Origin of the sequence: Bradyrhizobium sp. 44 (genome assembly GCF_023073095.1) — a bacterium.
Classification (GTDB): Bacteria; Pseudomonadota; Alphaproteobacteria; order Rhizobiales; family Xanthobacteraceae; genus Bradyrhizobium.
Genome location: NZ_JADPIY010000008.1, coordinates 712342 through 735643, shown reverse-complemented (window position 1 = coordinate 735643; position 23302 = coordinate 712342). Strand labels below are relative to the sequence as shown.

The window sequence follows — 23302 nt, the reverse complement described above, 5'->3', positions numbered from 1 at the left end:
TGATTTTAGGACGTTTTGAGGCGAAGTGGAGTCCGGTTTGTCGGCCTCAATCGACATCATTCAGCGTCGCGAACAGCGTCTGGCGCGAGGCGACCGCGGTGATGGCGCCGATCAGCACGGCCTGCACCGCGAGCACGATGTAGCCGGACGGCCGCAGCGAGAAGGTGCCGAGCAACGCGGCGAACTGGTCACCGACGGGGGTGCCGGAGAACCAGCCTGCAATCGACTCGGAGAAGCCGAACACCAGCATGGCGGCGCCGCCGCCGATCACGCCGCCCTCCAGCCCCAGCCTGAGGAAATGACGCAGGAAGCGGTTGGCGATATAGCGGTCGCCGGCGCCCACGAAATGCAGCACCTCGACGATCGGACGGTTCGCCGCCATGGCGCCCCGGGTCGCGAACGACACCGAGATGATGGTGGCGACGATGACGAGCGCGAGGATGCCGAGACCGGCGAGCACGGTGGCGTTGGTCATCGAGCGCATGCGCTCGATCCATGCGCGGTGATCGTCGACGCTGGCGCTTGGCGCCACCTGGGTCACGCGGGCGCGCAGAGCGCCGAGATCGAGCGCCGTGCCGGGCTGCACGCGCGCGATGATCATGCGCGGCACCGGCAGATCGTCCATCGACAGCCCGGTGCCGAGCCAGGGCTCGAGCAGCTTGCCGCTCTCGTCCTTGGTGAACGGCTTGACCTCGACGATGCCGGCTTGCGCGCGCATGGCCTCGGTCACTGCCGCGGTGTCGCGTTCGAGATCGCGGCCCGTCTGCGGGCGGACCTGGATGGTGATCTCGCTCGCGACATCCGACTGCCATTCGGCGGCGGAGGCGCTCACCAGCAGCACCGTGCCGGTCGTCATCGACGCCAGGAAGGTCATGATGGCGACGACGGCGACGAGCGCGCGGCCGTGGATCGAGGCGCGCGGCACGATCGGCGACATGTTGCGCGCCCGGGCCGGAAGCGGCGGCCCCTCCTGCCCGAGATCGACCAGCACGCCGCGCTCGTCGGGCCTACTCATAGACGTGCAGCCGTCCCTGGTGCAGCACGAAGCGTCGCGCCTCGTACTGGTCCATCAGGGCGATATCGTGGGTGGCGATGATGACGGCGGTGCCTGACTTGTTGAGCTCGATGAACAGCCGCAGCAGGCGGCGGCCAAGCGTCGGATCGACGCTGCCGGTCGGCTCGTCGGCCAGTAGCAGCTGCGGCCGCGAGATCACGGCGCGCGCGATTGCCGCGCGCTGCTTCTCGCCGCCGGACAGGATCGGCGGCAGCGCGTCCATGCGTTCGCCGAGCCCGACCCATTTCAGCAGATCGATGACCTCCTTGCGGTAGCTCGATTCGCTGCGGCCCATGACGCGGAACGGCAGCGCGACGTTCTCATAGGTGGTCATGTGGTCAAGCAGGCGGAAATCCTGGAGCACGATGCCGATGCGCTTGCGCAAGTCTGCGATCTCGTCCTTGCCCAGTTGCGAGATGTCGTGACCGAACAAATTGACGAGGCCGCGCGTCGGGCGATGCGACAGGAACAACAGGCGCAGCAATGAGGTCTTACCGGCGCCGGACGGGCCGGTGAGAAATTGGAAGGAATGCGCCGGAATCTGGAAGTTGAGGTCGCGCAGGACCTCGGGCCCCAGGCCGTAACGCAATCCGACATTTTCGAACCGAACCAAGCTCAGCTCCGTTCGAGAGAGGCCGCGGGCCGCACGGCTGTGCTCCGCTACACGCGATCAGCGGGTTTTGCGGCCGTTATGGTTTCCGGTTCGTTAACGGTCGTCCTGTAGCATAATTGGTAGCATCTTTCCCGCTCGGTTCTCCGCGACCGTGTCACCGTCACGACTTGGCCATGCATCAAGGCTCGTCCATGCATATCGTCTGCCCTCATTGTACGACATCCTACGCCATCAAGCCCGCGAGCCTTGGGGCGAACGGCCGGGCCGTGCGCTGTTCCCGTTGCAAGGAAACCTGGGTCGCCCATGCCGAGGATGCCATCGAGGAGGCATCTGTACCGGCCATGGCCGCGGCCAGCCGGGGCGACGACCAGTCCGATCTCGCCGAGCAGTGGAACTCCTATGCCCAGGACGACGGCGCCGCTGAGGCGCCTGTCGTTGACAGCCCCTCGATCGCCAGCGACTGGCCGGACCAGGAAACCAGCGACGCCGAGGACGAATGGTCCGCGGCCGCCCGGTCCGTCGAGGAGGAAGTCGTCGGCGAGCAGCACCAGTCCTGGTTCCGTGGCCTGTTCGGCAGTCGCCGCGGCGCGGGAGTGCGCCGCCCGGTGGCCAAGGCGGCCCCGCGAAAATCCCATTTCGGCCTGCCGACCGCCTGCGCCGCCATGGGCGCGCTGGTGCTGGCGTTGGTGATCTGGCGCGGCGATATGGTGCGGCTGCTGCCGCAGACGTCCGCCTTCTACAGGATGGTCGGCCTTGAAGTTAATCTGCGCGCACTGGCCTTCAAGGACGTCAAGCTCTCCAGCGAGACCGTGGACGGTAAGCAGGTGCTGGTGATCGAGGGCGTGATCGTGGGCCAGGGCAAGAAGCCGCTCGACATTCCCCGGTTGCGCTTCGCGGTGCGCGACGCGCAGGGCGCGGAAATCTATGCCTGGAACGCGGTTCTGGAACAGACCGTGCTACAGCCCGGCGAGCGCGCCTTTTTCCGCTCGCGCCTGGCCTCGCCGCCGCCGGAGGGCCGAAATATCGACGTTCGCTTCTTCAACCGGCGCGACATCGCCGGCGGCAGCGTATAATCGATTTCGCAAGTCTCGCAGGCAAAGTTGGTCGCGAGATTGATCCCAAGGTTGGTCTGATGTCCAAGATCCTGATCGCCGACGACGAGGATTCGATGCGCCAGCTGGTGGCGCGCGCCATCGCCATGGACGGCCACGAGACCGTCACCGCGCAAGACGGCGCCGAGGCGCTGGAGATTCTGACTCGCGCGAACGGCGCATTCGACCTGCTGCTCACCGACATCCAGATGCCGGTGATGGACGGCATCGCGCTGGCGCTTTCAGTCGCACGCGATTTCCCCGAACTGACCATTCTGCTGATGACCGGCTTTGCCGACCAGCGCGAGCGCGCCTCGAACCTCAATGCGCTGGTGCATGACGTCGTGACCAAGCCGTTCTCGGTCGCCGACATCCGCACGGCAGTGGCGGATGCGCTGGCGGCGAAGAAGGGGTAGCTGCGTCGGGGCGCCACGTATTCCGCTGTCATGCCCCGGCTTGACCGGGGCATCCAGTACGCCGCGACCTCTCGATTGAATCACAACCGTCTCGGAGAACTGGATCGCCCGGTCAAGCCGGGCGATGACAGAGAACTCAAAAATCCTTCAGCAGCCGCTCGATGTAGTCGAGCTCGATCTGCGGGCGCGAGCTGTCCCCCAAGCGGCGGCGGAGCTCCTCGAGGATGCGGCGGACGCGCTGGGCGTCGATCTCGCCAGGGATCTTGACCGTGTAGTCGTCGCTCAGATCGCGGCCGTGAAGGGGGCGACCGAGCGGATCGGTCTGATTGCCGCCGCTCTGCTGACGGCCGGGCCGGTTGCCGGGACCATCGCCCTGCCCGTCGCCATCGCCCTGCTGCATCGCCTCGGCCATCTTCTGCGCGCCCTTGCGCAAGGCCTCGAGCGCTTTACCTTGCGCGTCCACGGCACCGTCCGAATTGCCTTCGCCGAGCTGCGAGCCGGCATCGCCCATGGCCCCGTCGGCGGCGTCAAGACTGCCGTCGTCATCGCCCTGGTCACCGTCCTGATCGCCGTCCTGGCCCGGTTGTCCCTGCTCGCCCTGCTGACCCTTTTGCCCTTTCTGGCCCTGGCTCTTCTGGCCCTTTTGCCCCTTCTGCGCGAGGCCGCGCTTGGCAAGCTCGTCCTGCAGCTTCTTCAGCCGGTCGCGCAGCGACTGCTGATCCTGCTGGAGGTCCGACATCGACTGGTCGCCCTGCTGCTTGCCGCGCGAGCGCTCACGCCGGGAATCCTGCCCCTGCTTGAAAGTCTTGTCGCGCAATTGCTGCTGCTTGCGGATCATGTCGCTGAGCTCGTTGAGCGCCTGCTCCATGTCGCTGTCGCCGGATTGCCCGGGCTGCGCCATCTGGAGATTTTCCATGATCTGCGCGAGCTGCTCGAGCATGCGCTGGGCCGCTTCTTTGTTGCCTTCGCGCGCGGCCTTCTCGATTTGCTTCAGCAATTCGTCCAGGTCGCGCTGCGTGATGACGGAACGATCGCGATTGGAGGATTGGCTCTTTTCCGTCGCGCGCTTGTAGTCCTCGAGCTTCTGAATCGCATCGGATTGATTGTTCAGGCTCTTGCCGGATTCCTTCTGCCTGAGACTGTCGCCGGAATCCTGCATCGCCTTTTCAGCGCCATCGAGCAGAGCATCAACATCCTGATCCTGCTGGGCAGCCACGGGCGAGACGCCTCCCAACAGGAAGGCGAGACAAGCGATCGAGATCGCCTTCAAGACTGGCACGCGTGCTAACTTCCGCATTTACGGTCTCGCGTCGACTGGTTGGCCCCGTCGTTGCCCGTCTTCGCCCGGTTGTTCGCCGACTTGCGATAGGCCTGAAGCTGCTCGCGTAGCGCGTCCTGCTGCTTCGCCAGCTCTTGGAGCTGCTCGGGCGTGGCGTTCTGGGTCTTTTGTTTCAGCTCGATGGACTTGTCGAGGATGAGCTGAACCTCTGCCGGGAAAGGCTGCCGGGGTCCAAGCGGATTCTGCTCGGCGCGCCGGGCGAGATCGCGCACCTTGCCGGCCATCGCCTCGCGAAGCTTTTGCGTCAGCGCCTTGATCTCGTCCTCGCTGGCGCCGCGTTCCAGCGCCCGCTTGAGCGCGTCCTGGGCCGAACGCAGCGCGGCGTTGACGCTGCCGGCGACACCGTCGTCCTCGATGGTGACCGCGAACGCCCACATGCTTTTCACCACATCGCGCATCGCGTCGTCGGTGCGGGCGGCTTCCAGCTGCAGCGCCAGGCTGCGCAGGCCGAGATAGCAGCCCGCATCCGGCGTGAACAATTCGGGTGCGATCATCAGCGCGTCGAGCGCGGCGTAGACATCCGAGTTCTTGTTGGCGTCGAGCGCGAGGATGCGGCGCTGCTCGACCAGCGCGCGCGCGAGCGAGTTGGTGAACAGTCGCTCGGGCAGGCGCATGTTGAAGGGCTCGCTCCTGGCCTCGTTGCCCGCCTCGTCCTTGGCGGTGAGGGTCAGCGTGACGTCGGCGCCGGCATAGGGATCCTCGCTGAGGTCCTTCACCGTCTGGCCGACGCCGTTTCGGGTGCGCGCATTCGGCAGCACGAGCGGGAATTGCGGAGGCTGGAATAGCGGCCGCGCGGCGGCCTCCTTGACGCCATCCTTAACGCCATCCTTGGCATCGACGGTACGCAGGCCGATTTGCGCGTCAGCTCCAGTGACGCCGTAATCGTCCTCGACCTTGTAAGTGAGCTGGAGTCCGCCACGGGCCTGGCGCTCGGGATCCTTGGCCAGCGCGATCGTCGGCGCGCGGTCCGGCGTTGCCGCAAACACCCATTGCGGCTGGCCGGAGGGAGCGCGGACATGCGCAGTGCCGTCGCCGCTGATGGCAAAATGCTTCTCATTGGTACCCTTGGGCGCGGCTTCTGTGGGCGCGACTTCCTTGAGGCCGCCGGAGACGACAACATCAAGGCTGCCGCCGGAGGAGCGAACGATCAGGGTCGAGCCTGCGGGAACGGCAAGCGGCCCGCTGGCCGGCAGCGCCGCGGCCTCCTTGTTCGCCGCCGACAGGATGATTGGCGGCTTGCCGGTGTAGAGCGGTGGCGTGACCCAGGCATCAACGCGAACATTCGTCGGCGCCAGTACGCCGTTCCAGTGGAAGGCGGCCCCGAGCCGCATCGCACGCTCGTCGCCGGCGGCGAAGAAGGTCGCAACCAGCACCACCATGACCAGCGCGCGCAGCGCCCAGGGGTCATGCAGAGCGAGCCGGGGCTGCGGCAGACCGGCGCGGATGCGCTTGATCGAAGCCAGCGTGCGCTCGCGCTGCGCCCGCCACAAGGCCTGCGCAACCGGGTCCTGTGAGCTCAGCGTGTCCGTCAGCGTGGTGGCCGGCCGATGACGGATGCCAGAGCCGCGGTCGAGCCGGGCCAGAGCCTCCGCGCGGCTCGGCCAGCGGAAGCGACTCAATGGGAACAGGACGGCAATCGCAACGCCGGCGAAAACGACAAGACCGATGGCGCGGGCAATGGACGGCAGCGCCAGCCAGAGGCCGGCCCAGGACACCACCAGGAACAGACCGACGACGGTAAGAAGCCGCGCCAAATTTGGCCAGGCACGCTCCCACGCGATGGCATAAGTGGCCCGTTGCAGGGCTTGCGCCAGCTTCAGCCGCGACAGAGCGTCGCCATCGCGGATCGGGTCTGACGGGTCGGGGGTGACGCCGTTCAATCAACTCTCCAGGTTGCCCGGTAGAGAAGCGTACCACAACGGCAGCACTGAGGCATCCGTTCCTGTACGGGAGACACCCCTTTTCCCGCATAACACGAGGACGTGACTGGCCCGCCGCAACCCCGTAATTTCCGCGCCGCCATCCAAGGAAAAAGAAGGAAACGCCATGGACAAGAAGATGCACGACAAGGGCCTGGAAGTCCGCAAAGCGGTGCTCGGCGAGGCCTATGTCAACAACGCTCTGAAGAGCGTCGACGATTTCAACCGTCCGTTTCAGGAGATGCTCAACGAATATTGCTGGGGCACGGTGTGGGGCCGCGAGGAGCTGCCGCGCAAGACCCGCAGCATGCTCAACATCGCGATGATCGCGATCCTCAATCGTCAGCACGAATTCCGCGCGCATCTGAAGGGCGCACTCACCAACGGCGTCAGCCGCGACGAGATCCGCGAGATCCTGATGCAGGTCGCAATCTATGGTGGCATGCCGGCCGCGGTCGACAGTTTTCGGATCGCGCGCGAGGTGTTCGCCGAGATCGACGGCAAGGCGTGAGCTAGACTAACGCTCTTAACTCTATCGCTTCGTCATTGCGAGCGGAGCGAAGCAATCCAGAACCCCTCCGCGGCGACAGTCTGGATTGCTTCGTCGCTTCGCTCCTCGCAATGACAACGGGAAGGAAACACCATGGACATCGGATTCATCGGCCTCGGAAACATGGGTTTCCCGATGGCGCGGCGGCTGATCGAGGCCGGCAACCGGCTCGTCGTGTTCGACACGCGCCGGGAGGTCGTCGACAAGCTGGTGGCGCGCGGCGCCACTGCAGCGACGTCGCCGAAGGACGTCGCCGACCAGGTCGAGACGGTCATGGCGAGCCTGCCCTCGCTGCAGGCTTCGCTCGCGGTTGCGACGGGGCCGAACGGCGTGATCGAGGGGAGCCGCGTCAAGCGCTTCATCGACCTCTCCACGGTCGGCTCCGCGATGGCGGTTAAGATTCACAGCCTGCTCGCCAAGCATGACATCGTGCAGATCGACTGCCCCGTCTCCGGCGGCGTCGGCGGCGCGGAGAAGGGTACGCTGGCGGTGATGGTCTCGGGGCCGAAGACCGAGTTCGAGCTGCTCAAGCCCGCGCTCGACATCATCGGGAAAGTGTTCTTCATCGGCGAGAAGCCCGGCGCGGCGCAGACCATGAAGCTCGCAAACAACTTCTTGTCGGCCACCGCGATCGTGGCGACCTCGGAAGCGGTGGTGATGGGCGTCAAGGCGGGGCTCGATCCCGCCGTGATGATCGACGTCATCAATGCGGGCTCCGGCATGAACACCGCGAGCCGCGACAAGTTTCCGCGCTCGGTGCTGCCGCGCAGCTTCGACTTCGGCTTCGCCACGGGACTGATGGTGAAGGACGTGCGGCTGGCGCTGGAGGAGATGAAGCAGCTCGGCCTGTCGATGGAAGTCGCGGATGCGGTCGGGCGGTTGTGGGAGACGGTCATCAGCGCGGAAGGCGCCGAGTCCGATTTCACCGCGGCGATCAAGCCGATCGAGAAGAAGGCGGGCGTTGTGGTTGGCGGCAGGCCACCCAGCTAGCGCCAACACGAAAACGCAGCGCCGGCGACCGGCGCTGCGCAGTCCTCCTTGGATCGATCTGCTACGAGCGGCGCCTGCCCAAGTTCCAGAAGGTCGATCGGCCGCTCCGGTTGCAGGGAGGCCGAGGCCCCGCTGCATTTGATATACTTCTCGTCGCACCTGCGCATGCACCGTCTCTCGCTCGAGCATTTCGCAGAGGTGTTGTTGCAGCTGACCCACGTAATGTCGCACCGTGTGACCCGGGCCGACGCGACGCCGGAAAGTGCGAGCAGCAAGGCCACGCTGCAAGCTACGAAAAGCATGCGAAGCAGGCCGGCGCCCGCGAGTGAATCGTTCATTCCAATCTCCTGTGTTGGCCGGGCAGGTCTGCGCCTGCGCGCCGAGTTTTTGACGAACGCAGTTCAAGCCTTGGCGAGATAGGGGATCGTGCCGGCCAAGTCGGTATCGTCGATCAACTGGAAGCGGCTCTCGCTGCCGCCCCTGCGCGCTGCCGCGAAGCGGCTGTAGGCGGGATCAGTGACGAAGGACTCTGCTGCCTTCACCGTCGGAAACGACATGATCGCGATCAGCGAGGTGTCGAGAGGGGCACCTTCCAGCGTCTTCACATTGCCGCTGCGCGAGAGGTACTTGCCGCCGTGCTTGTGCACGAGGTCGTGAACGGAGGCCGCATAGTCCGGCACCCATTTTCCGTCGGTCACTTTGATGTCTGCGATCAGATAGGCTGTCATGCCGCGTCTCCTGGCTCGAGTTCAGCTCCGCTTTGATAGGGGCGGGCATCACTTGGGTGCCAGAACACGGCCGGGGCTCGCCAGTACGGGAACTGTAGCGGGGCGATACAAATACTGAATTGCGCCGCCCTGGATCAGCTCGCCAGCTTGCGTTCCTTGGCGAACGGGCTGAGGCCCAGCCAGCTTTGCATGGCCGCGGCAAGCTGCCGGTCGCCGGTGAGCAGCATCCGCCGGCTTGCGACGGCCGCGCGCACAGTATCGAGTCCCATCCAGATCGCCGTCATGGTGCGCAGATCAACCGACACGTAAAGGTCAACATCGAAACCGGGATCAATCGAGCAGAGGTCGACACTGTCGTCGGGATCGACGATCAGCCACCACAATCGCTGCGTCGAAGGCAATTCCGGATACGCGAACTGCAGCACACTGCGGCGGGTCGGCATCGGCGTCGTGTTCAAATTCCGCCGCATGTCCCACATCAACAGCTGGACATCGAGATGCTGAAGCGACAGATCCGACTCGATACGGCGCTGGCCCCAGATGCCGAACGCCTCCACGATTGGGCCGAGTTCGCGTCCGGCTGTGGTCAGCAGATATTCGGTGATACCGCGCTCGGAAGCCGATGCCCGCCGCGTAACGATGCCGGCGGCTTCGAGCTCCTTGAGACGTTGCGAGAGCAAGGCAGGCGACATCCGCGGAACGCCGCGGCGCAGCTCGTTGAAGCGCGTCGATCCGGCAATGAGTTCGCGAAGGAGCACGACGGTCCAGCGCGTGCATAATATCTCGGCCGCCATCGCGACCGGACAGAACTGCCTGTAGCTGCCAATGGTCATGCGGGTCTCCGTGACAAGCGAAGGCGCAACCTTAGGGCCGCCGCGCACGGCTTCCTAGTTCAGTTTCTGTATCAGCAGCGATTCATTCTCTGAACTGGCCGCGGACGGTGGTGAGCGTCTATTCGACCGGCATTGGCAAGCCGGCCGCCGCCATCACGGCCCGCCGGACACAGGAGATTACCATGAAGAAATACGATTCAGCGGCTTCCAGATTGCTCGTTTCGGTTCGCAGCGCCGCGATTTGCACCCTCGGCCTGGGCGTCGGCGTCATGCCGGCGTCCGCAGCCAATCTGACGAGGAGCATCGAGGTCAGCAGTGCTGCGGCCGAGGTGTGGTCCGTGATCGGGCCGTTCTGCGCGATTAAGGATTGGCTGCCGCCGGTGGGGCAGTGCATTGTGGACGGCAAGTCGCCGCCAACCCGCACGCTCGTCACCAGGGACGGCAAGGCTTCGTTCGTGGAGACGCAGACTGCGCGGAACGACAAAGACTACAGCTATTCCTACGCGTTCCTGTCGAGCCCACTGCCGGTGAGCCAGTATAAGTCGACCATCAAGGTCACGGCAAAGGGTGAAGGCGCGTCGGTGGTGACATGGACCGGCATCTACACGCCCGACCCGGGGCGAGAGAAGGAAGCGGTCGATGCCCTCGGCGGCGTCTATGATTCCGGCCTCGCCGCAATCAAGGACCGGTTCAAGAAGTAGGGGTCAATGCAGCGATGGGCGCAGCGGTAGCTGCGCTCATCGTGAACAATCACAGCCTCACAGCCACGGCGCCGGCGTATCCATCGCGATCAATTGCTCGACCTCGATGCGCGGACGCACGACGGCGTACTGGTCGCCCTTCACCAGCACTTCGGGCACCAGCGGCCTCGTATTGTAGGTGCCGGCCTGCACTGCGCCATAGGCGCCGGCGGTCATGATGGCGATGAGGTCGCCGGGCTTTGGCGTCGGCAGCGTGCGATCCAGCGCGAGGTAGTCGCCGGTCTCGCAGACCGGGCCGACGACGTCGGCCATCATGGTCGCGGCCCCCTTCGCAGGCTGTGTCACCGGCAGAATGTCGTGATGGGCCTCGTACAGCGTCGGACGGATCAGATCGTTCATGGCGGCGTCGATGATGACGAAATTCTTGCCGTCACCGTGCTTCACATAGATCACCTTGGCGACCAGGATGCCGGCATTGCCGACGATCATGCGCCCCGGCTCGAACATCAGCGTGCAGCCGAGATTGTGGCTGACGCGCTTGACCATCGCGGCATAGGCGTCGGGCGCAGGCGGCGCCTCGCGGTCCATGTAATAGGGAATGCCGAGGCCGCCGCCGAAATCGACATGCGAGATGTTGTGGCCGTCGGCACGCAGCGTCTGCACGAATTCGGAGAGGATGCGGAACGCGATCTCCATCTTGGACAGGTCGGTGATCTGGCTGCCGATATGCACGTCGGTGCCTGTGACCTCGATGCCCGGCAGCTTCGCGGCGCGGGCATAGACCTCGCGGGCATGCGCGATCGGGATGCCGAACTTGTTCTCGGACTTGCCGGTCGAGATCTTTGCGTGGGTGCCGGCATCGACGTCGGGATTGACACGGATCGAGATCCGCGCGGTCTTGCCCGTCTCGGTCGCAAGGCGCGACAGCAACTCGAGCTCGGGCTCGGATTCGACGTTGAGGCAGAGAATGTCGGCGGCCAGCGCCGCTCGCAGCTCGTCTTCCGTCTTGCCGACGCCGGAGAACAGGATCTTGTTTGCCGGAATGCCGGCGGCCAGCGCGCGCTTCAATTCGCCGCCGGAGACCACGTCCGCGCCGGCCCCGAGCCTGGCCAGCGTGCGCAGCACCGACTGGTTGGAATTCGCCTTCATGGCGTAGCAGACCAGCACCTTCTCGCCGGCGAAAGCGTCGGTGAAAACGCGATAGTGCCGCTCGAGCGTTGCGGTCGAATAGCAATAGAACGGCGTGCCGACGGTTGCAGCCAGCTCGGACAGGTTCACTGCCTCGGCGTGCAGCACGCCGTTGCGATAGTCAAAATGGTTCATGGCGTTGGCTCAGTTGCCCCAGCCTATCGGCTGGGTCTTTCGTCCAGCAGCGGGTCGAGGATAAACGGTTTCTTCCTGCCCTTGGTCGCCGCCGGTGCGGCGTCCGCGCCATAGGTGGGATTGAACACGCTCGGCGTCCTCTGGGCTTCGGCCTCGGTGTCGGTCGGCGGTGCGACGTTGGCTGTGGACGCGCTCGAAGCGGTCGGCGGCAGATCCAGCGGGCCCTTGCGGCCACAGCCGGCAAGCGCGAGCGCCGTCAGGCTCAAGACAATGATGGCCCACCCCGAGCCGGCCGGGCGAAACTTTGACGTCACGACGAAATCCCCACTACGCGCGGCGCACCATACAGAGATTGGCGCGCTCTGGCGAGACCCGGATGATCATGAAACATAAGCGAAATTTTGCCCTCAGCCCAATTTTCGCTCTTTTTCCAGCCGCCTCAGCCAGGCCTTGGCCTGCGCCGCCACGTTCTTCGGCGCGGTGCCACCGAAGCTGGTCCGGCTCTTGACCGACGATTCGACCGAGAGCACGCCAAGCACGTCTTTCGTAACCTTCGGCTCGATCGCCTGCATCTCCTTGAGCGGGAGCTCGTGCAGCGCCACGCCGCCCTCGGCGGCCTTCGCGACGATGCGGCCGGTGACGTGATGGGCCTCGCGGAACGGCATCTTTAACGTCCGCACCAGCCAGTCGGCAAGATCGGTCGCGGTGGCGTAGCCCTCGCCTGCAGCAAGCTTCATCTTCGCTTCATCAGGCACGAGATCCCGGACCATGCCGGTCATGGCGCGGATCGCGAGCGACAGCGCGGCGAAGCCTTCCATCGCGCCCTGCTTGTCTTCCTGCATGTCCTTTTGATAGGCGAGCGGCAGGCCCTTCATCACGATCAGCAACCCATTGAGCGCGCCGATCACGCGGCCGGTCTTGGCGCGCACCAGCTCGGCGGCGTCAGGATTGCGCTTCTGCGGCATGATCGAGGATCCCGTGGTGAACTTGTCGCTGAGGCGGATCATGCCGACCAGCGGGGAGGTCCAGATCACGATCTCCTCGGCGAAGCGCGACATGTGCACGGCGCAGATCGAGGCCGCCGACAGCGTCTCCAGCACGAAGTCGCGATCGGAGACCGCATCGAGCGAGTTGGCCATCGGACGATCAAAACCGAGCGCCTTCGCCGTGGCGTGACGATCGATCGGGAACGAGGTACCGGCGAGCGCTGCAGCTCCGAGCGGGGATTCGTTCAGCCGCTTGCGCGCGTCCTGGAAACGGCCGCGATCGCGCGCGGCCATCTCGACATAGGCGAGCAGATGGTGGCCGAAGGTCACCGGCTGCGCGGTCTGCAGGTGCGTGAAGCCGGGCATGACCGTTCCGGCATGCTCCAGCGCGCGCTCCACCAGCGCCTGCTGGAACGCGGCGAGCGAGGCGTCGGTCTCATCGAGGACATCGCGGACATAGAGACGGAAATCGGTCGCGACCTGGTCGTTGCGCGAGCGCGCCGTATGCAGGCGGCCGGCGGCGGGGCCGATCAGCTCGGACAGGCGGCTCTCGACATTCATGTGAATGTCCTCGAGCGCGCGCTTGAATTCGAAGCCGCCCTTGCCGATCTCTGACAAAATCGTGTCTAGACCCTTGCCGATATTTTTCGCATCAGAGGCCGTGATGATGCCCTGCGCGGCCAGCATCGCGGCGTGGGCCTTGGATGCGGCAATGTCCTGGGCAAAGAGGTGCCGATCGACGTCGATGGAGACGTTGATCTCTTCCATGATCTCGTCGGGGCGTTCCGAGAACCGGCCGCCCCACATCTTGTTGCTCATGATCCCCTGCTCACGCCTTGCCTGTTGCCGCCGCACGTTTGCTGACGGCTGCCAGCCGTATTAAGAGGCCTCTGATAGCCATATCTGCGACCGGATGACAAACGATATGCTCGACCCCAACGATCGGCTCGACCAAAGGAAAGTGCGGTCGGCCACGCGCCGCATCCCCGTCGTCATCGCCACCGTGGTGGTCGGGGGCCTGGCTGGCTTTGCCGCGCTGTACGGGCTCGGCCTGGGCCGGTCCCCATCCGGCGATCCCGCCTGCCGGGCGGCGGTGAACACGGCACAGAAGATCGCCCCGCTCGCCCATGGCGAGGTGGCGGCGCTGACCATGGCGACCGCACCGCTGAAGCTGCCGGACCTGGCCTTCGAGGACGCCGACGGCAGGCCGAAGAAGCTGTCGGATTTCCGCGGCAAGACGCTGCTGGTGAATCTCTGGGCCACTTGGTGCGTGCCCTGCCGCAAGGAAATGCCGGCGCTGGACGAGCTCCAGGGCAAACTTTCGGGGCCGAACTTCGAGGTGGTGGCCATCAATATCGACACCCGGGACCCCGAGAAGCCCAAGACGTTTCTGAAAGAGGCCAATCTTATCAGGCTCGGCTATTTCAACGATCAGAAAGCCAAGGTTTTTCAGGATCTTAAGGCGATAGGCCGAGCCTTGGGCATGCCCACCTCGGTGCTGGTCGATCCCCAAGGCTGCGAGATCGCGACGATCGCGGGGCCGGCGGAATGGGCGAGCGAAGATGCGCTCAAGCTGATCCGGGCTGCGACGGGCAAAGCCGCCGCGTCGTTCTAGGCGACGATGTTTTAGGCGGTGACGTTGAGGTTGCTGCCGACGCCGGCGCCGACATTGGCGAGCGAGGGCTGTCCGGCGCCGAGCAGCGTCAGGACGGTGGATTTCTCCGCGTCCGCGTTCTGCTTCATCAGCGTCGCCGAGATATTCGACTGCAGCGCGCCTTGCTGAGAGGCCAGCATGCTGCTGACCATCGCCATCATGTCCATTACGCAAACCCTCGTACCGGCCGTAACCTAGACGCGAGCGGTTAACGGAACATGAATTGCCACGAAACGCCCTAGGTGGGCTTTGTCCGTGTTCCGGACGCGGCGCGCCATGCAATGACGCAACGCAGAGCCGGGGCGCGAGACCGGCTTATCTCGTCGGAACCGGCTTGGCGCCGCGGTAGTCGTAAAAACCGCGCTGGGTCTTGCGACCGAGCCAGCCCGCCTCGACGTATTTCACCAGCAGCGGGCACGGGCGGTACTTGGAGTCGGCGAGGCCCTCATGCAGCACTTGCATGATCGACAGGCAGGTATCGAGGCCGATAAAATCGGCGAGCTCCAGCGGGCCCATCGGATGGTGCGCCCCGAGCTTCATCGCCGCGTCGATCGCCTCGACGTTCCCCACGCCTTCGTACAGCGTGTAAATCGCCTCGTTGATCATCGGCAGCAGGATGCGGTTGACGATGAAGGCCGGGAAATCCTCGGAGACCGCGACCTGTTTGCCGAGCTTGCCGACGAATTCCTTTGACGCCTCGAAGGTCTGGTCGTCGGTGGCGATGCCGCGGATCAGCTCCACCAGCTCCATCAACGGCACCGGATTCATGAAGTGAATGCCGATGAAGCGTTCGGGCCGGTCGGTGGCGGCGGCGAGCCGCGTGATCGAGATCGAGGAGGTATCGGAGGCAACGATCGCCTCCGGCTTCAACACCGCGCAGAGATCGTGGAAAATCTTGCGCTTGACCTCTTCCTTCTCGACCGCGGTCTCGATCACGAGATCGCAGTCCGCGAGGTCGTCCAGCTTCTCGCCGGCCACGATACGCGCCATCGCCTTGGCTTTGTCGTCCTCGCTAACGGCCTTCTTGGAGACCTGGCGCGTCAGGTTGCCGTTGATCGTAGCCATGCCTGACTTGAGGCGGTCGGTCGAAATGTCGTTGAGCACCACGTCGAAGCCGGCCAACGCAGCGACATGCGCGATGCCATTGCCCATCTGCCCCGCGCCGATCACGCCGACCTTCTTGATTACTGCCGCCATAATGTCATCCACCGGAACGGCGCTATCAACCGCGCCTGCCTATCCCCCTGAGCCGGGAGGTCTGATTTAATCAGAACCCGGCCTCGAAACCTAGATTGGATCGCTTCGAAGGCGTGTCCCGCGCCAAAGAAAACGCCTCAAAAAGCAACACCGGCCGGAGTTTATAGCTCCGGCCGGTGTTTTAGCGCGTTTTTTACTTGCCGAGCTTGCCGAGTTCGGCCGTCAGCTCCGGAACCGCCTGGTAGAGGTCAGCGACCAGGCCGTAATCGGCGACCTGGAAGATCGGCGCGTCCTCGTCCTTGTTGATCGCGACGATCACCTTGGAGTCCTTCATGCCGGCCAGATGCTGGATCGCGCCGGAAATGCCGACTGCGACATAGAGCTCGGGGGCCACGACCTTGCCGGTCTGGCCGACCTGCCAGTCGTTCGGCGCATAGCCCGCATCCACCGCCGCGCGCGAAGCGCCGACGCCGGCGCCAAGCTTGTCGGCGAGCGGCTCGATGTACTTTGCGAAATTCTCGCGGCTCTGCATGGCGCGGCCACCAGACACGATGATCTTGGCCGAGGTCAGTTCGGGACGGTCGCTCTTTGCGACTTCCTCGCCGACAAAGGACGACAGGCCCGGATCGGCCGCCGCCGCGACGCTCTCGACCGACGCGCTGCCGCCTTCACCTGCTGCGGCGAAGGTGGAGGTGCGCACCGTGATGACCTTCTTGGCGTCCTTCGACTTCACCGTCTGGATGGCGTTGCCGGCGTAGATCGGACGCTCATAGGTGTCGGGGGCGACCACCTTGGTGATTTCCGAGACCTGCATGACGTCGAGCAGGGCCGCGACGCGCGGCATCACGTTCTTGAAGCGCGAGGTCGCGGGCGCGACGATGGCGTCATAGGACGGCGCCAGCGAGACGATCAGCGCGGCCAGCGGCTCGGCCAGATCGTGCGCGTAGAGCGCGCCGTCGGCGAGCAGCACCTTCTTCACACCGGCAAGCTTTGCGGCCGCGTCCGCTGCAGCCTTGGCGTTCTCGCCGGCCACCAGAACCTCGACGTCCGCGCCGAGCGCGGCCGCCGCGGTCAGGGCCTTGTTGGTCGCATCCTTGAGCGACGCATTGTCGTGTTCGGCAATCAGAAGCGTCGTCATCAGAGCACCCCGGCTTCGTTCTTGAGTTTCGACACCAGCTCGGCGACGTCCTTGACCTTGACGCCCGCCTTGCGGCCCGCCGGCTCGGTCGTCTTGAGAACCTCGAGGCGCGCGGTGAGATCGACGCCGTAATCGGCAGCGGTCTTGTCCGCGATCGGCTTCTTTTTGGCCTTCATGATGTTGGGCAGCGAGGCATAGCGCGGCTCGTTGAGACGGAGATCGGTGGTGACGATCGCCGGTCCCTTCAGCTTCACGGTCTGCAAGCCGCCGTCGACTTCGCGGGTGACCTTGAAGTCGCTGCCTTCGACCTCGAGCTTCGAGGCGAAGGTCGCCTGCGACCACCCGAGCAGCGCGGCCAGCATCTGGCCGGTCTGATTGCTGTCGTCGTCGATTGCCTGCTTGCCGAGAATGATCAGGCCCGGCTGCTCTTCGTCGGCAATCTTCTTCAGGATCTTGGCGACGGCGAGCGGCTCGACCGCGCCCTCAGCCTTCACCAGGATGCCGCGATCGGCGCCCATGGCGAGACCGGTGCGGATCGTTTCCGAGGCCTGCGCCGGTCCGATGGAGACCACCACGACTTCGGTCGCCTTGCCGGCTTCCTTCAAGCGCAGCGCTTCTTCGACCGCAATTTCGTCGAACGGGTTCATCGACATTTTGACGTTGGCGAGTTCAACACCCGATCCATCGCTCTTGACGCGGACCTTGACGTTGTAATCGACCACCCGCTTTACCGGCACCAAGACCTTCATCGATCCTCTTTCACTCAATCTGGGAGGGGGTTATCAACTGGCGCGGAACCTAAAGGCCTGATCCGGCCCGGTCAACGCGCCGAAGGGGTCTAATTTTGGCGCCCAGAAATGCGCCGCCTAATGGGTCAGCGATTCTGGCCCGGAACCCAGAGCACGTCGCCGGCGCCGTCGTCGTTACTGGCGCGGCTCGCGACGAACAGGAAGTCCGACAGGCGATTCATATACTGGATGCCAGCGGCACCAACGGGCTCTTCCGGCCGGGCCGCCAGTTCCACCATCACGCGTTCCGCCCTGCGGCAAATCGTACGGGCGACATGGAGGTAGGCGGCGGCCGGCGTGCCGCCCGGCAGCACGAAGGAGGTCAGGGGTGCCAGCTTGTCGTTGAGCGCGTCGATGTCGCGCTCGAGCCGCTCGACCTGGCTCGCCACCACCCGTAGCCGCTCCGCCTTGCCCTCACGTTCGGGCACCGCGAGGTCCGCGCCGAGGTCGAATAGATCGTTCTGGATGCGGCCAAGCATCGCGTCGAGCTCGGGCGCATCCCTGGTGTGAAGCCGGACCACGCCGATCGCGGCATTGGTCTCGTCGACCGTGCCATAGGCCTCGATGCGCAGATCATATTTCGGCCGGCGTTCGCCCGAGCCGAGCGCTGTCGTGCCGTCGTCACCAGTTTTCGTGTAGATGCGGTTGAGCACGACCATGTTAACGCCCCATCGCCCACACGGCGACCATCGCGATGACGATCGCTACGAACTGAAGCAGCACGCGCCAGCGCATCAGCTTCTGCGAGGTGCTCGGCGAGCCGCCGCGCATCATGTTGATGAGACCGAGCAGCAGCACCAACGCCACGGCGCCGACCGCGATCGGCAGGATGAAAGTACTCAGAAGAGATGCCATTCGAGGGTAAATAACACCCTCCGCGCCGGTCCGCCATGGCGTTCCCGATCTGGCTTTTAAGCCAATAATATCAGAAGCTAGCTGGATGAATCTGGATTTGCGCGAATTACCCGTCCTCTTCGCCTCTCCCCGCCTGCGGCGAGAGGTCGGAATGCGTTTCCCCCGCGCGGGAAGAGGAAACGACAACAGCAGTGCAGGTGGTGCGTGAAGGCAATCCGTGCCATCTACGTCGTTGCGATGGACGCGTTCTACACGTTCCTGGCCGACGATGGCTGGGCGATCGCGAGCCACATTGCACTGTCGACACTGATGGCGCTGTTCCCGTTCCTGATCGTGCTGACCTCGCTCGCCGGCTTCTTCGGCTCCAAGGAACTCGCGGACCAGGCCGCAAGCCTGATGCTCCAGGTCTGGCCCAAGCAGGTCGCGGATTCGATCTCGGGGGAAGTCCACGACGTGCTGACCACGACCCGCACCGGCCTATTCACCATCGGCGCGGTGCTGTCGGTCTACTTCGCCTCCAACGGCGTCGAGGCGCTGCGGGTCGCACTGAACCGCGCCTATGCGGTCGTGGAGATGCGGCCCTGGTACTGGCTACGGCTGGAATCGATTGCCTACACGCTGATTGCGGCCATCACCGCGCTCGCCATGGCATTCCTGATCGTGCTCGGGCCGCTCCTCATCGAGGCCGCGCGCGCCCACATTCCGCTGTTCGTCGAGTCCAACGAGAGGATCCTCACCTGGCTGCGCTACGGCATCACCGTCGGCGCGCTGGTCGTGGCGCTGATCATCCTGCATACTTGGTTGCCGGCGGGACGGCGCCGGTTCCTCCAGATCCTGCCCGGCATCGTCTTCACCATCGTGGCGTCGCTGATCTCGGGCATCGTGTTCGGGCAGTATCTGGCGCGCTTCGCCAACAATTACGTGACGATGTATGCGGGGCTCGCCTCGGTGATCATCGCGCTGGTGTTCCTGTACTTCATCGCGGCGATCTTCGTTTTCGGCGGCGAGCTCAACGCCGCGATCATCAAGTCGCGGCTTCCTCACGGCGTGTCGCTGCAAGCAGCGCAGTCGCTAGCGCCCGCGGAGACACAGGCTTGACCAAAAAGGCGTCGGCGCCGGCCTCGCGTGAGGCGACTTCGTCCTCGCCGCGGCCGGACACCCCGATGATGGGGATCTGAGCCAGCGGCGTCGCCATGGTGCGGATCCGCCTGATCGCCTCGACGCCATTGATGCCCGGCAGCACCATATCCATCAGCACCGCGTCGAAGGCGCCCTGCGCGAGCCGGTTCACCGCGTCCTCGCCGCGCCCGATGAACTCGGCATGATGACCAAGCTCGGTCAGGATGGTGTTGAGCACGACGCGGCCGAACGGATTGTCCTCGACGCTGAGCAAGCGCAGCGCCGGGACCGCATCCATCTCGGCTTCACCCTTCGACTTGCGGGACTTGCCCGATCCCGTGGCATCCACCGACACCGTCAACGTGAAGGTGGCGCCGCCGCCGGGCCGAGGGGCGACCGTGATGTCGCCGCCCATCGCGCGCGCCAGTTGCTTTACCGAGGACAGACCCAGGCCGGCGCCGCCGAAGCGCGAGGCAATGGTCACATTGGCCTGGGTAAACGGCCGGAACAGCCGCTTGATCTCGGCCATGGTGAGGCCGATGCCGCTGTCGGACACGGCAAAGGCGACACCGACGCTGCCTTTGTTCTTTGCTTTGCCTTTGCTCTTGGTGCTGCCCTTGCTGTTGCTCTTGCTCTTGCTCTTGGCGGAACGCCAAGGCGCGACCGTGAGCGCCACGCCGCCGTGCTCGGTGAACTTCACGGCATTGTCGATCAGGTTCTCGAGCGCGGCGCGGAGGCGAACGGGATCACCGACCACCAGCCCCGGCAGCTTCTCCGAGATATCGACCTCGGCCTGGAGACCCTTGGCCGCGGCGCGACCGGCCAGCGAATCGCCGGCGTTGCGTGCGAGCGTCCGCAGGTCGAACAAATCCTGCCGCAGCGAGCTTCCACCCCCGACCGCCTTCCCCGTCCCCTTGCCACTTCGGGCGGCATCGACGAACAGGGTGGCAAGGTTCGCCAGATGCTCGGCCCCGGCCTTGATCGTGTCGGCCCAGCGTCTTTCCCGTTCCCCGAGATCCGACGTCGCGAGCAGGTCGCTGATCGCGAGAATGCCGGTCAGGGGGGTGCGGACCTCATGGGCAAAGGCGGCAAGCGCGGCCTGGACGACGTCCGGCTCGACCCGCTTGGTGCTGCGCTTGCGCAACCGGGCAGTCGGCCCGGAGCGCTTCCGAGCCACTCGCTTGGACGTCCCCGTAGTGCGCGCTGCGCGCGTTTTCGCCGCCATAACTCCCCTTCGAAGTATCCCCTTCGAACCCCCGGGCCGTCAGGTGAGCATGGCACGGCGGAACACCCGGAGTCACGGCGGCGTTTGGCTAACCCCCAGAGAAACTTAATCTAATCCCACCAACTGGCGGATACTGGCCGGCATGGCGCCGGCAGCGCGCAGTTCACGAAGGCCGATCGAGCTGGTTGATTTCGACAGTTTCCGGCCACCCTGGTCGCGAACTAGCCCATGGTGGCGGTAGACGGGTTCCGGCAGGCGGAGCAGAACCTGGAGCAAACGGTGGACCGAAGTGGCGTGGAACAGGTCTTGGCCCCGCACGATCTCGCTGATGTCCTGGAGCGCATCGTCGACAACGACGGACAGATGGTAACTGGTCGGCGTCTCCTTGCGGGCCACAATGACATCGCCCCAGGCTTCTGGCCGCGCCGGAACGACACCACGCTCACCATCGGGCCCCTCGCCCAGTTCGTTCCAGCTCAGGCCGGCGGCGCGGCGGCAGGCAGCCGCCATGTCGAGCCGAAGCGCGTAAGGCGCACCGGTGTCGATGAGGCGGTCTCGCTCGTCGGCGGACAGCGATCTGGCGTCGCCGGGATAGAACGGCGCGCCGTCGGGATCGCGCGGCCACGGCCCATCCGCTTCACGCGCCGCAACCAGCCTTGTGATCTCGGCGCGGCTTTCGAAGGCGGGATAGACCAGGCCCAGCGCCGAGAGCCTGTCCAGCGCCGCGCGATAAGCGTCGAGATGCTCCGACTGCCGCCGCACCGGCGTCTCCCAGGCGATGCCGAGCCAGGCGAGGTCTTCGTAGATCGCTGTCTCATATTCCGGCCGGCAACGCGTCGCGTCGATGTCCTCGATCCGCAGCAAGAGCCGCCCACCGGTCTCGCGCGCGCGGTCGGAATTCAACAGCGCTGAATAGGCGTGGCCGAGGTGCAGAAAACCGTTCGGACTCGGGGCAAATCGGAAAACGGGTGGCGACATATGCACAAATCTCGTCATGGCCGGGCTTACCCGATCATCCATCTTCCAACACTCTGTTACGATAGGAGATGGATGCGCGGGTCAAGTCCGCGCACAACGAGTTCAGCAAGCGATGACCATCCACCTCGAAACCCAATCCGATCTCGAAGAGGCCGTCTATGCGCTGGTCAAGCACGACCCGCGCCTGAAGCCCGTGCTGGCGACTGCCGGCATGCCGGCATTGCGCCGGCGCGAGCCGGGCTTTACGGGGCTTGCCCACATCGTCTGCGGACAGCAGCTCTCGACCGCGAGCGCCGCGGCGATCTGGGGACGGCTGTCCGCAGCGTTCGATCCGTTCGATCACGAGGCGGTCCGCCGCGCCCGCACTGACCGGCTGGGGCGGCTCGGCCTGTCCGCCGCCAAGATCAGGACGCTGAAACATCTCGCGCGCGAGATCACCGCACAGCGGCTGAACCTCGACGTGCTCGCAGAAGAAGACGCCGATGCCGCGCACCACACGCTGATCGCACTGCCCGGCATCGGGCCGTGGACCGCAGACGTCTATCTGCTGTTCTGCCTGGGCCATGGCGACGCTTGGCCGGCCGGCGACCTCGCGGTGCAGGAAGGCATCCGCATCGGGCTCGGCTTGCAGGCGCGGCCGACGGAGAAGCAGATGGCGCCGCTCGCCGAACCCTGGCGCCCCCTGCGCGGCGCGGCGGCGCATCTGTGGTGGAGCTATTATCGCGCGGTAAAAAAACGCGAAGGCGTCATCGCGGGATCAGCTTAGCCCCGCAGCCTAACGCGATCGGTCCGGGCGCAATCGGCGACGAAGTCGATGACGGCCCGCACCGCCGGCAGTTCGACGAGGTCGGGATGGGCGAGCAGCCACAGGTCCGCGATGCTGGCGAGCTTCTGGGGCGCGACACGCACGAGATCGGGATAGCTTTCGGCGACGAAGCACGACAGGGCGGAGATTCCGAGTCCGGCGCGGACCGCCGCCAGCATGTCGCCCTGCGACGAGCAGCGCATCACCACCCTGGCCTGACGCGTGACGACGTCGCTCCAGCGCGCAAGCTGGGCATTGGAGGCCTGATCGGCGAAACCGATGACGCTGTGCCCCTTCCACTCGCCGCGCCGTTCCGGCAGGGACCGCCCGCCGGCGTACTCGCGCGAGGCGTAGAATCCGGTGCCGAGACGGCCGACCTTGCGGCCGACCAGATTTTCCTCGCCGCTGTCGAAAGGCCGCAGCACCACGTCCGCCTCGCGCCGGCGTACGCTGGCCGGAAACGGATGGGTGATGACCTCGAGCTGGACGTGATCATGCGCGCGCAGGAACGCAGGCAGGCGCGGCATCAGCCAATGCGATGCCAGCGTCGCGCCGATCGACAGCTTGACGGTCCCGCGCGCCTTGTGCCCTCCGGCCGAGACTGCCGTCTCCGCCCGCAGCGCGGCCGCCGCCATCACCTCGGCGTGCTCGCGCAGCGTCCGTCCCTCCGCGGTCAGCGCCAGGCCGTCGGCGGCGCGCGCCACCAGCCTGGTACCGAGCTGGGCTTCCAGCGCCGCGATCTTGCGGCTGACGGTGGGATGGCTGCTGTGCAGCCGGCGTGCCGCGCCGGTGAAGCTGCCGGTATCGGCGACCGCGACGAAGGTCTTGCAAAGGTCCCAGTCCATGAGCGGCCTCTGTTCAAATCTGAATAGTCATCCGTTCAATATTGAACGATGGGAGGCCGCACTCCAACCCCTATAATGGCGTGAAGTGAAACATGGGCGGCAACTCGCCCGCGACGATCAAAGGGAAACGCCACGTCATCCGCCCGCCGGCGGGC

The 23302-nt window shown here is 65.2% G+C and carries 26 protein-coding genes; 8 read left to right on the top strand and 18 right to left on the bottom strand.

Annotated elements, in window-relative coordinates; genetic code table 11:
* Positions 1-46: 46 nt before the first annotated feature.
* Both IVB41_RS05555 and ftsE read right to left on the bottom strand, forming a co-directional pair.
* A complete protein-coding gene (locus tag IVB41_RS05555) occupies positions 47-1015 on the bottom strand; it encodes an ABC transporter permease (RefSeq protein ID WP_027514144.1) in 969 nt (322 codons plus the stop codon).
* On the bottom strand, positions 1008-1667 hold the full coding sequence (gene ftsE, locus IVB41_RS05550; protein ID WP_008135325.1) for a cell division ATP-binding protein FtsE: 660 nt from the start codon (positions 1665-1667) through the stop codon (positions 1008-1010). The genes IVB41_RS05555 and ftsE overlap by 8 nt, the downstream gene beginning before the upstream one ends.
* Positions 1668-1858: 191 nt before the next feature.
* Between ftsE and IVB41_RS05545 the strand changes: the two genes are divergently transcribed.
* Both IVB41_RS05545 and IVB41_RS05540 read left to right on the top strand, forming a co-directional pair.
* Positions 1859-2740 (top strand): MJ0042-type zinc finger domain-containing protein, encoded by an 882-nt coding sequence (locus tag IVB41_RS05545; RefSeq protein WP_247429054.1) that lies wholly within the window; start codon positions 1859-1861, stop codon positions 2738-2740.
* A 59-nt stretch (positions 2741-2799) separates the two neighbouring features.
* Positions 2800-3174, top strand: coding sequence for a response regulator (locus IVB41_RS05540; protein ID WP_247427628.1), 375 nt, complete (start codon positions 2800-2802; stop codon positions 3172-3174).
* A gap of 136 nt (positions 3175-3310) precedes the next feature.
* On the opposite strand, the gene IVB41_RS05535 is transcribed toward IVB41_RS05540, so the two are convergent.
* Both IVB41_RS05535 and IVB41_RS05530 read right to left on the bottom strand, forming a co-directional pair.
* A complete protein-coding gene (locus IVB41_RS05535) occupies positions 3311-4471 on the bottom strand; it encodes a DUF4175 family protein (RefSeq protein ID WP_247285827.1) in 1161 nt (386 codons plus the stop codon).
* The gene (locus IVB41_RS05530) at positions 4459-6393 is read right to left on the bottom strand and encodes a TIGR02302 family protein (protein WP_247427625.1); all 1935 of its coding nucleotides are present in this window, start codon (positions 6391-6393) and stop codon (positions 4459-4461) included. The genes IVB41_RS05535 and IVB41_RS05530 overlap by 13 nt, the downstream gene beginning before the upstream one ends.
* A 166-nt stretch (positions 6394-6559) precedes the next feature.
* On the opposite strand from IVB41_RS05530, the gene IVB41_RS05525 reads away from it, so the two are divergent.
* Both IVB41_RS05525 and IVB41_RS05520 read left to right on the top strand, forming a co-directional pair.
* Entirely contained in the window at positions 6560-6943 is a 384-nt protein-coding gene (locus tag IVB41_RS05525; protein ID WP_027514149.1) for a carboxymuconolactone decarboxylase family protein, read from the top strand.
* Between the two features lie 132 nt (positions 6944-7075).
* Positions 7076-7972: an NAD(P)-dependent oxidoreductase gene (locus tag IVB41_RS05520; protein ID WP_247427622.1), complete on the top strand. Its 897-nt coding sequence runs from the start codon at positions 7076-7078 to the stop codon at positions 7970-7972.
* A gap of 401 nt (positions 7973-8373) precedes the next feature.
* Here IVB41_RS05520 and IVB41_RS05515 read toward each other — a convergent pair whose 3' ends face one another.
* Positions 8374-8700 carry a DUF1330 domain-containing protein gene (locus tag IVB41_RS05515; RefSeq protein ID WP_027565614.1) on the bottom strand — a complete coding sequence of 109 codons (327 nt, stop codon included), beginning with the start codon at positions 8698-8700 and terminating at the stop codon, positions 8374-8376.
* Positions 8701-8834: 134 nt separating this feature from the next.
* Positions 8835-9533: a helix-turn-helix domain-containing protein gene (locus IVB41_RS05510; RefSeq protein WP_027565615.1), complete on the bottom strand. Its 699-nt coding sequence runs from the start codon at positions 9531-9533 to the stop codon at positions 8835-8837.
* A 110-nt stretch (positions 9534-9643) separates the two neighbouring features.
* Between IVB41_RS05510 and IVB41_RS05505 the strand changes: the two genes are divergently transcribed.
* Complete coding sequence (locus IVB41_RS05505; protein ID WP_247357797.1) at positions 9644-10234, top strand: SRPBCC family protein; 591 nt, start codon at positions 9644-9646, stop codon at positions 10232-10234.
* Positions 10235-10291: 57 nt separating this feature from the next.
* On the opposite strand, the gene lysA is transcribed toward IVB41_RS05505, so the two are convergent.
* The 3 genes from lysA to argH form a co-directional block, all read right to left on the bottom strand.
* Positions 10292-11557: a diaminopimelate decarboxylase gene (gene lysA / locus IVB41_RS05500; RefSeq protein WP_247404345.1), complete on the bottom strand. Its 1266-nt coding sequence runs from the start codon at positions 11555-11557 to the stop codon at positions 10292-10294.
* A gap of 23 nt (positions 11558-11580) precedes the next feature.
* The gene (locus IVB41_RS05495; RefSeq protein ID WP_247285814.1) at positions 11581-11871 is read right to left on the bottom strand and encodes an LPS translocon maturation chaperone LptM; all 291 of its coding nucleotides are present in this window, start codon (positions 11869-11871) and stop codon (positions 11581-11583) included.
* A 93-nt stretch (positions 11872-11964) separates the two neighbouring features.
* Entirely contained in the window at positions 11965-13362 is a 1398-nt protein-coding gene (argH, locus tag IVB41_RS05490; RefSeq protein WP_247427619.1) for an argininosuccinate lyase, read from the bottom strand.
* Positions 13363-13468: 106 nt separating this feature from the next.
* On the opposite strand from argH, the gene tlpA reads away from it, so the two are divergent.
* Positions 13469-14158: a thiol:disulfide interchange protein TlpA gene (tlpA, locus tag IVB41_RS05485; protein ID WP_247427616.1), complete on the top strand. Its 690-nt coding sequence runs from the start codon at positions 13469-13471 to the stop codon at positions 14156-14158.
* A gap of 11 nt (positions 14159-14169) precedes the next feature.
* Here the strand turns inward: tlpA and IVB41_RS05480 are convergent, their stop codons facing one another.
* The 6 genes from IVB41_RS05480 to IVB41_RS05455 all read right to left on the bottom strand — a co-directional run bounded on the left by IVB41_RS05480 (position 14170) and on the right by IVB41_RS05455 (position 18175).
* Positions 14170-14364, bottom strand: coding sequence for a hypothetical protein (locus tag IVB41_RS05480; protein ID WP_007615312.1), 195 nt, complete (start codon positions 14362-14364; stop codon positions 14170-14172).
* Between the two features lie 148 nt (positions 14365-14512).
* Positions 14513-15394, bottom strand: coding sequence for a 3-hydroxybutyryl-CoA dehydrogenase (locus IVB41_RS05475; protein ID WP_007597339.1), 882 nt, complete (start codon positions 15392-15394; stop codon positions 14513-14515).
* A gap of 193 nt (positions 15395-15587) precedes the next feature.
* A complete protein-coding gene (locus tag IVB41_RS05470; protein ID WP_027514159.1) occupies positions 15588-16532 on the bottom strand; it encodes an electron transfer flavoprotein subunit alpha/FixB family protein in 945 nt (314 codons plus the stop codon).
* Entirely contained in the window at positions 16532-17281 is a 750-nt protein-coding gene (locus tag IVB41_RS05465; RefSeq protein ID WP_018453239.1) for an electron transfer flavoprotein subunit beta/FixA family protein, read from the bottom strand. The genes IVB41_RS05470 and IVB41_RS05465 overlap by 1 nt, the downstream gene beginning before the upstream one ends.
* A 125-nt stretch (positions 17282-17406) precedes the next feature.
* Positions 17407-17979: a cob(I)yrinic acid a,c-diamide adenosyltransferase gene (locus IVB41_RS05460; protein ID WP_247285810.1), complete on the bottom strand. Its 573-nt coding sequence runs from the start codon at positions 17977-17979 to the stop codon at positions 17407-17409.
* A gap of 1 nt (position 17980) precedes the next feature.
* Entirely contained in the window at positions 17981-18175 is a 195-nt protein-coding gene (locus IVB41_RS05455; RefSeq protein WP_247427614.1) for a twin transmembrane helix small protein, read from the bottom strand.
* A gap of 204 nt (positions 18176-18379) precedes the next feature.
* Between IVB41_RS05455 and IVB41_RS05450 the strand changes: the two genes are divergently transcribed.
* Positions 18380-19273 (top strand): YihY/virulence factor BrkB family protein, encoded by an 894-nt coding sequence (locus IVB41_RS05450; RefSeq protein WP_027565623.1) that lies wholly within the window; start codon positions 18380-18382, stop codon positions 19271-19273.
* Here the strand turns inward: IVB41_RS05450 and IVB41_RS05445 are convergent.
* Positions 19200-20519, bottom strand: a complete 1320-nt coding sequence (locus IVB41_RS05445; protein ID WP_247427610.1) for an ATP-binding protein — start codon at positions 20517-20519, stop codon at positions 19200-19202. The genes IVB41_RS05450 and IVB41_RS05445 overlap by 74 nt on opposite strands.
* A 105-nt stretch (positions 20520-20624) precedes the next feature.
* Entirely contained in the window at positions 20625-21497 is an 873-nt protein-coding gene (gene gluQRS / locus IVB41_RS05440; protein ID WP_247427607.1) for a tRNA glutamyl-Q(34) synthetase GluQRS, read from the bottom strand.
* A gap of 112 nt (positions 21498-21609) precedes the next feature.
* On the opposite strand from gluQRS, the gene IVB41_RS05435 reads away from it, so the two are divergent.
* The gene (locus tag IVB41_RS05435; RefSeq protein WP_247427602.1) at positions 21610-22263 is read left to right on the top strand and encodes a DNA-3-methyladenine glycosylase; all 654 of its coding nucleotides are present in this window, start codon (positions 21610-21612) and stop codon (positions 22261-22263) included.
* Here IVB41_RS05435 and IVB41_RS05430 read toward each other — a convergent pair.
* The gene (locus tag IVB41_RS05430; protein WP_247427599.1) at positions 22260-23147 is read right to left on the bottom strand and encodes a LysR family transcriptional regulator; all 888 of its coding nucleotides are present in this window, start codon (positions 23145-23147) and stop codon (positions 22260-22262) included. The two genes, IVB41_RS05435 and IVB41_RS05430, sit on opposite strands and share 4 nt — an antisense overlap.
* Positions 23148-23302: the final 155 nt, after the last annotated feature.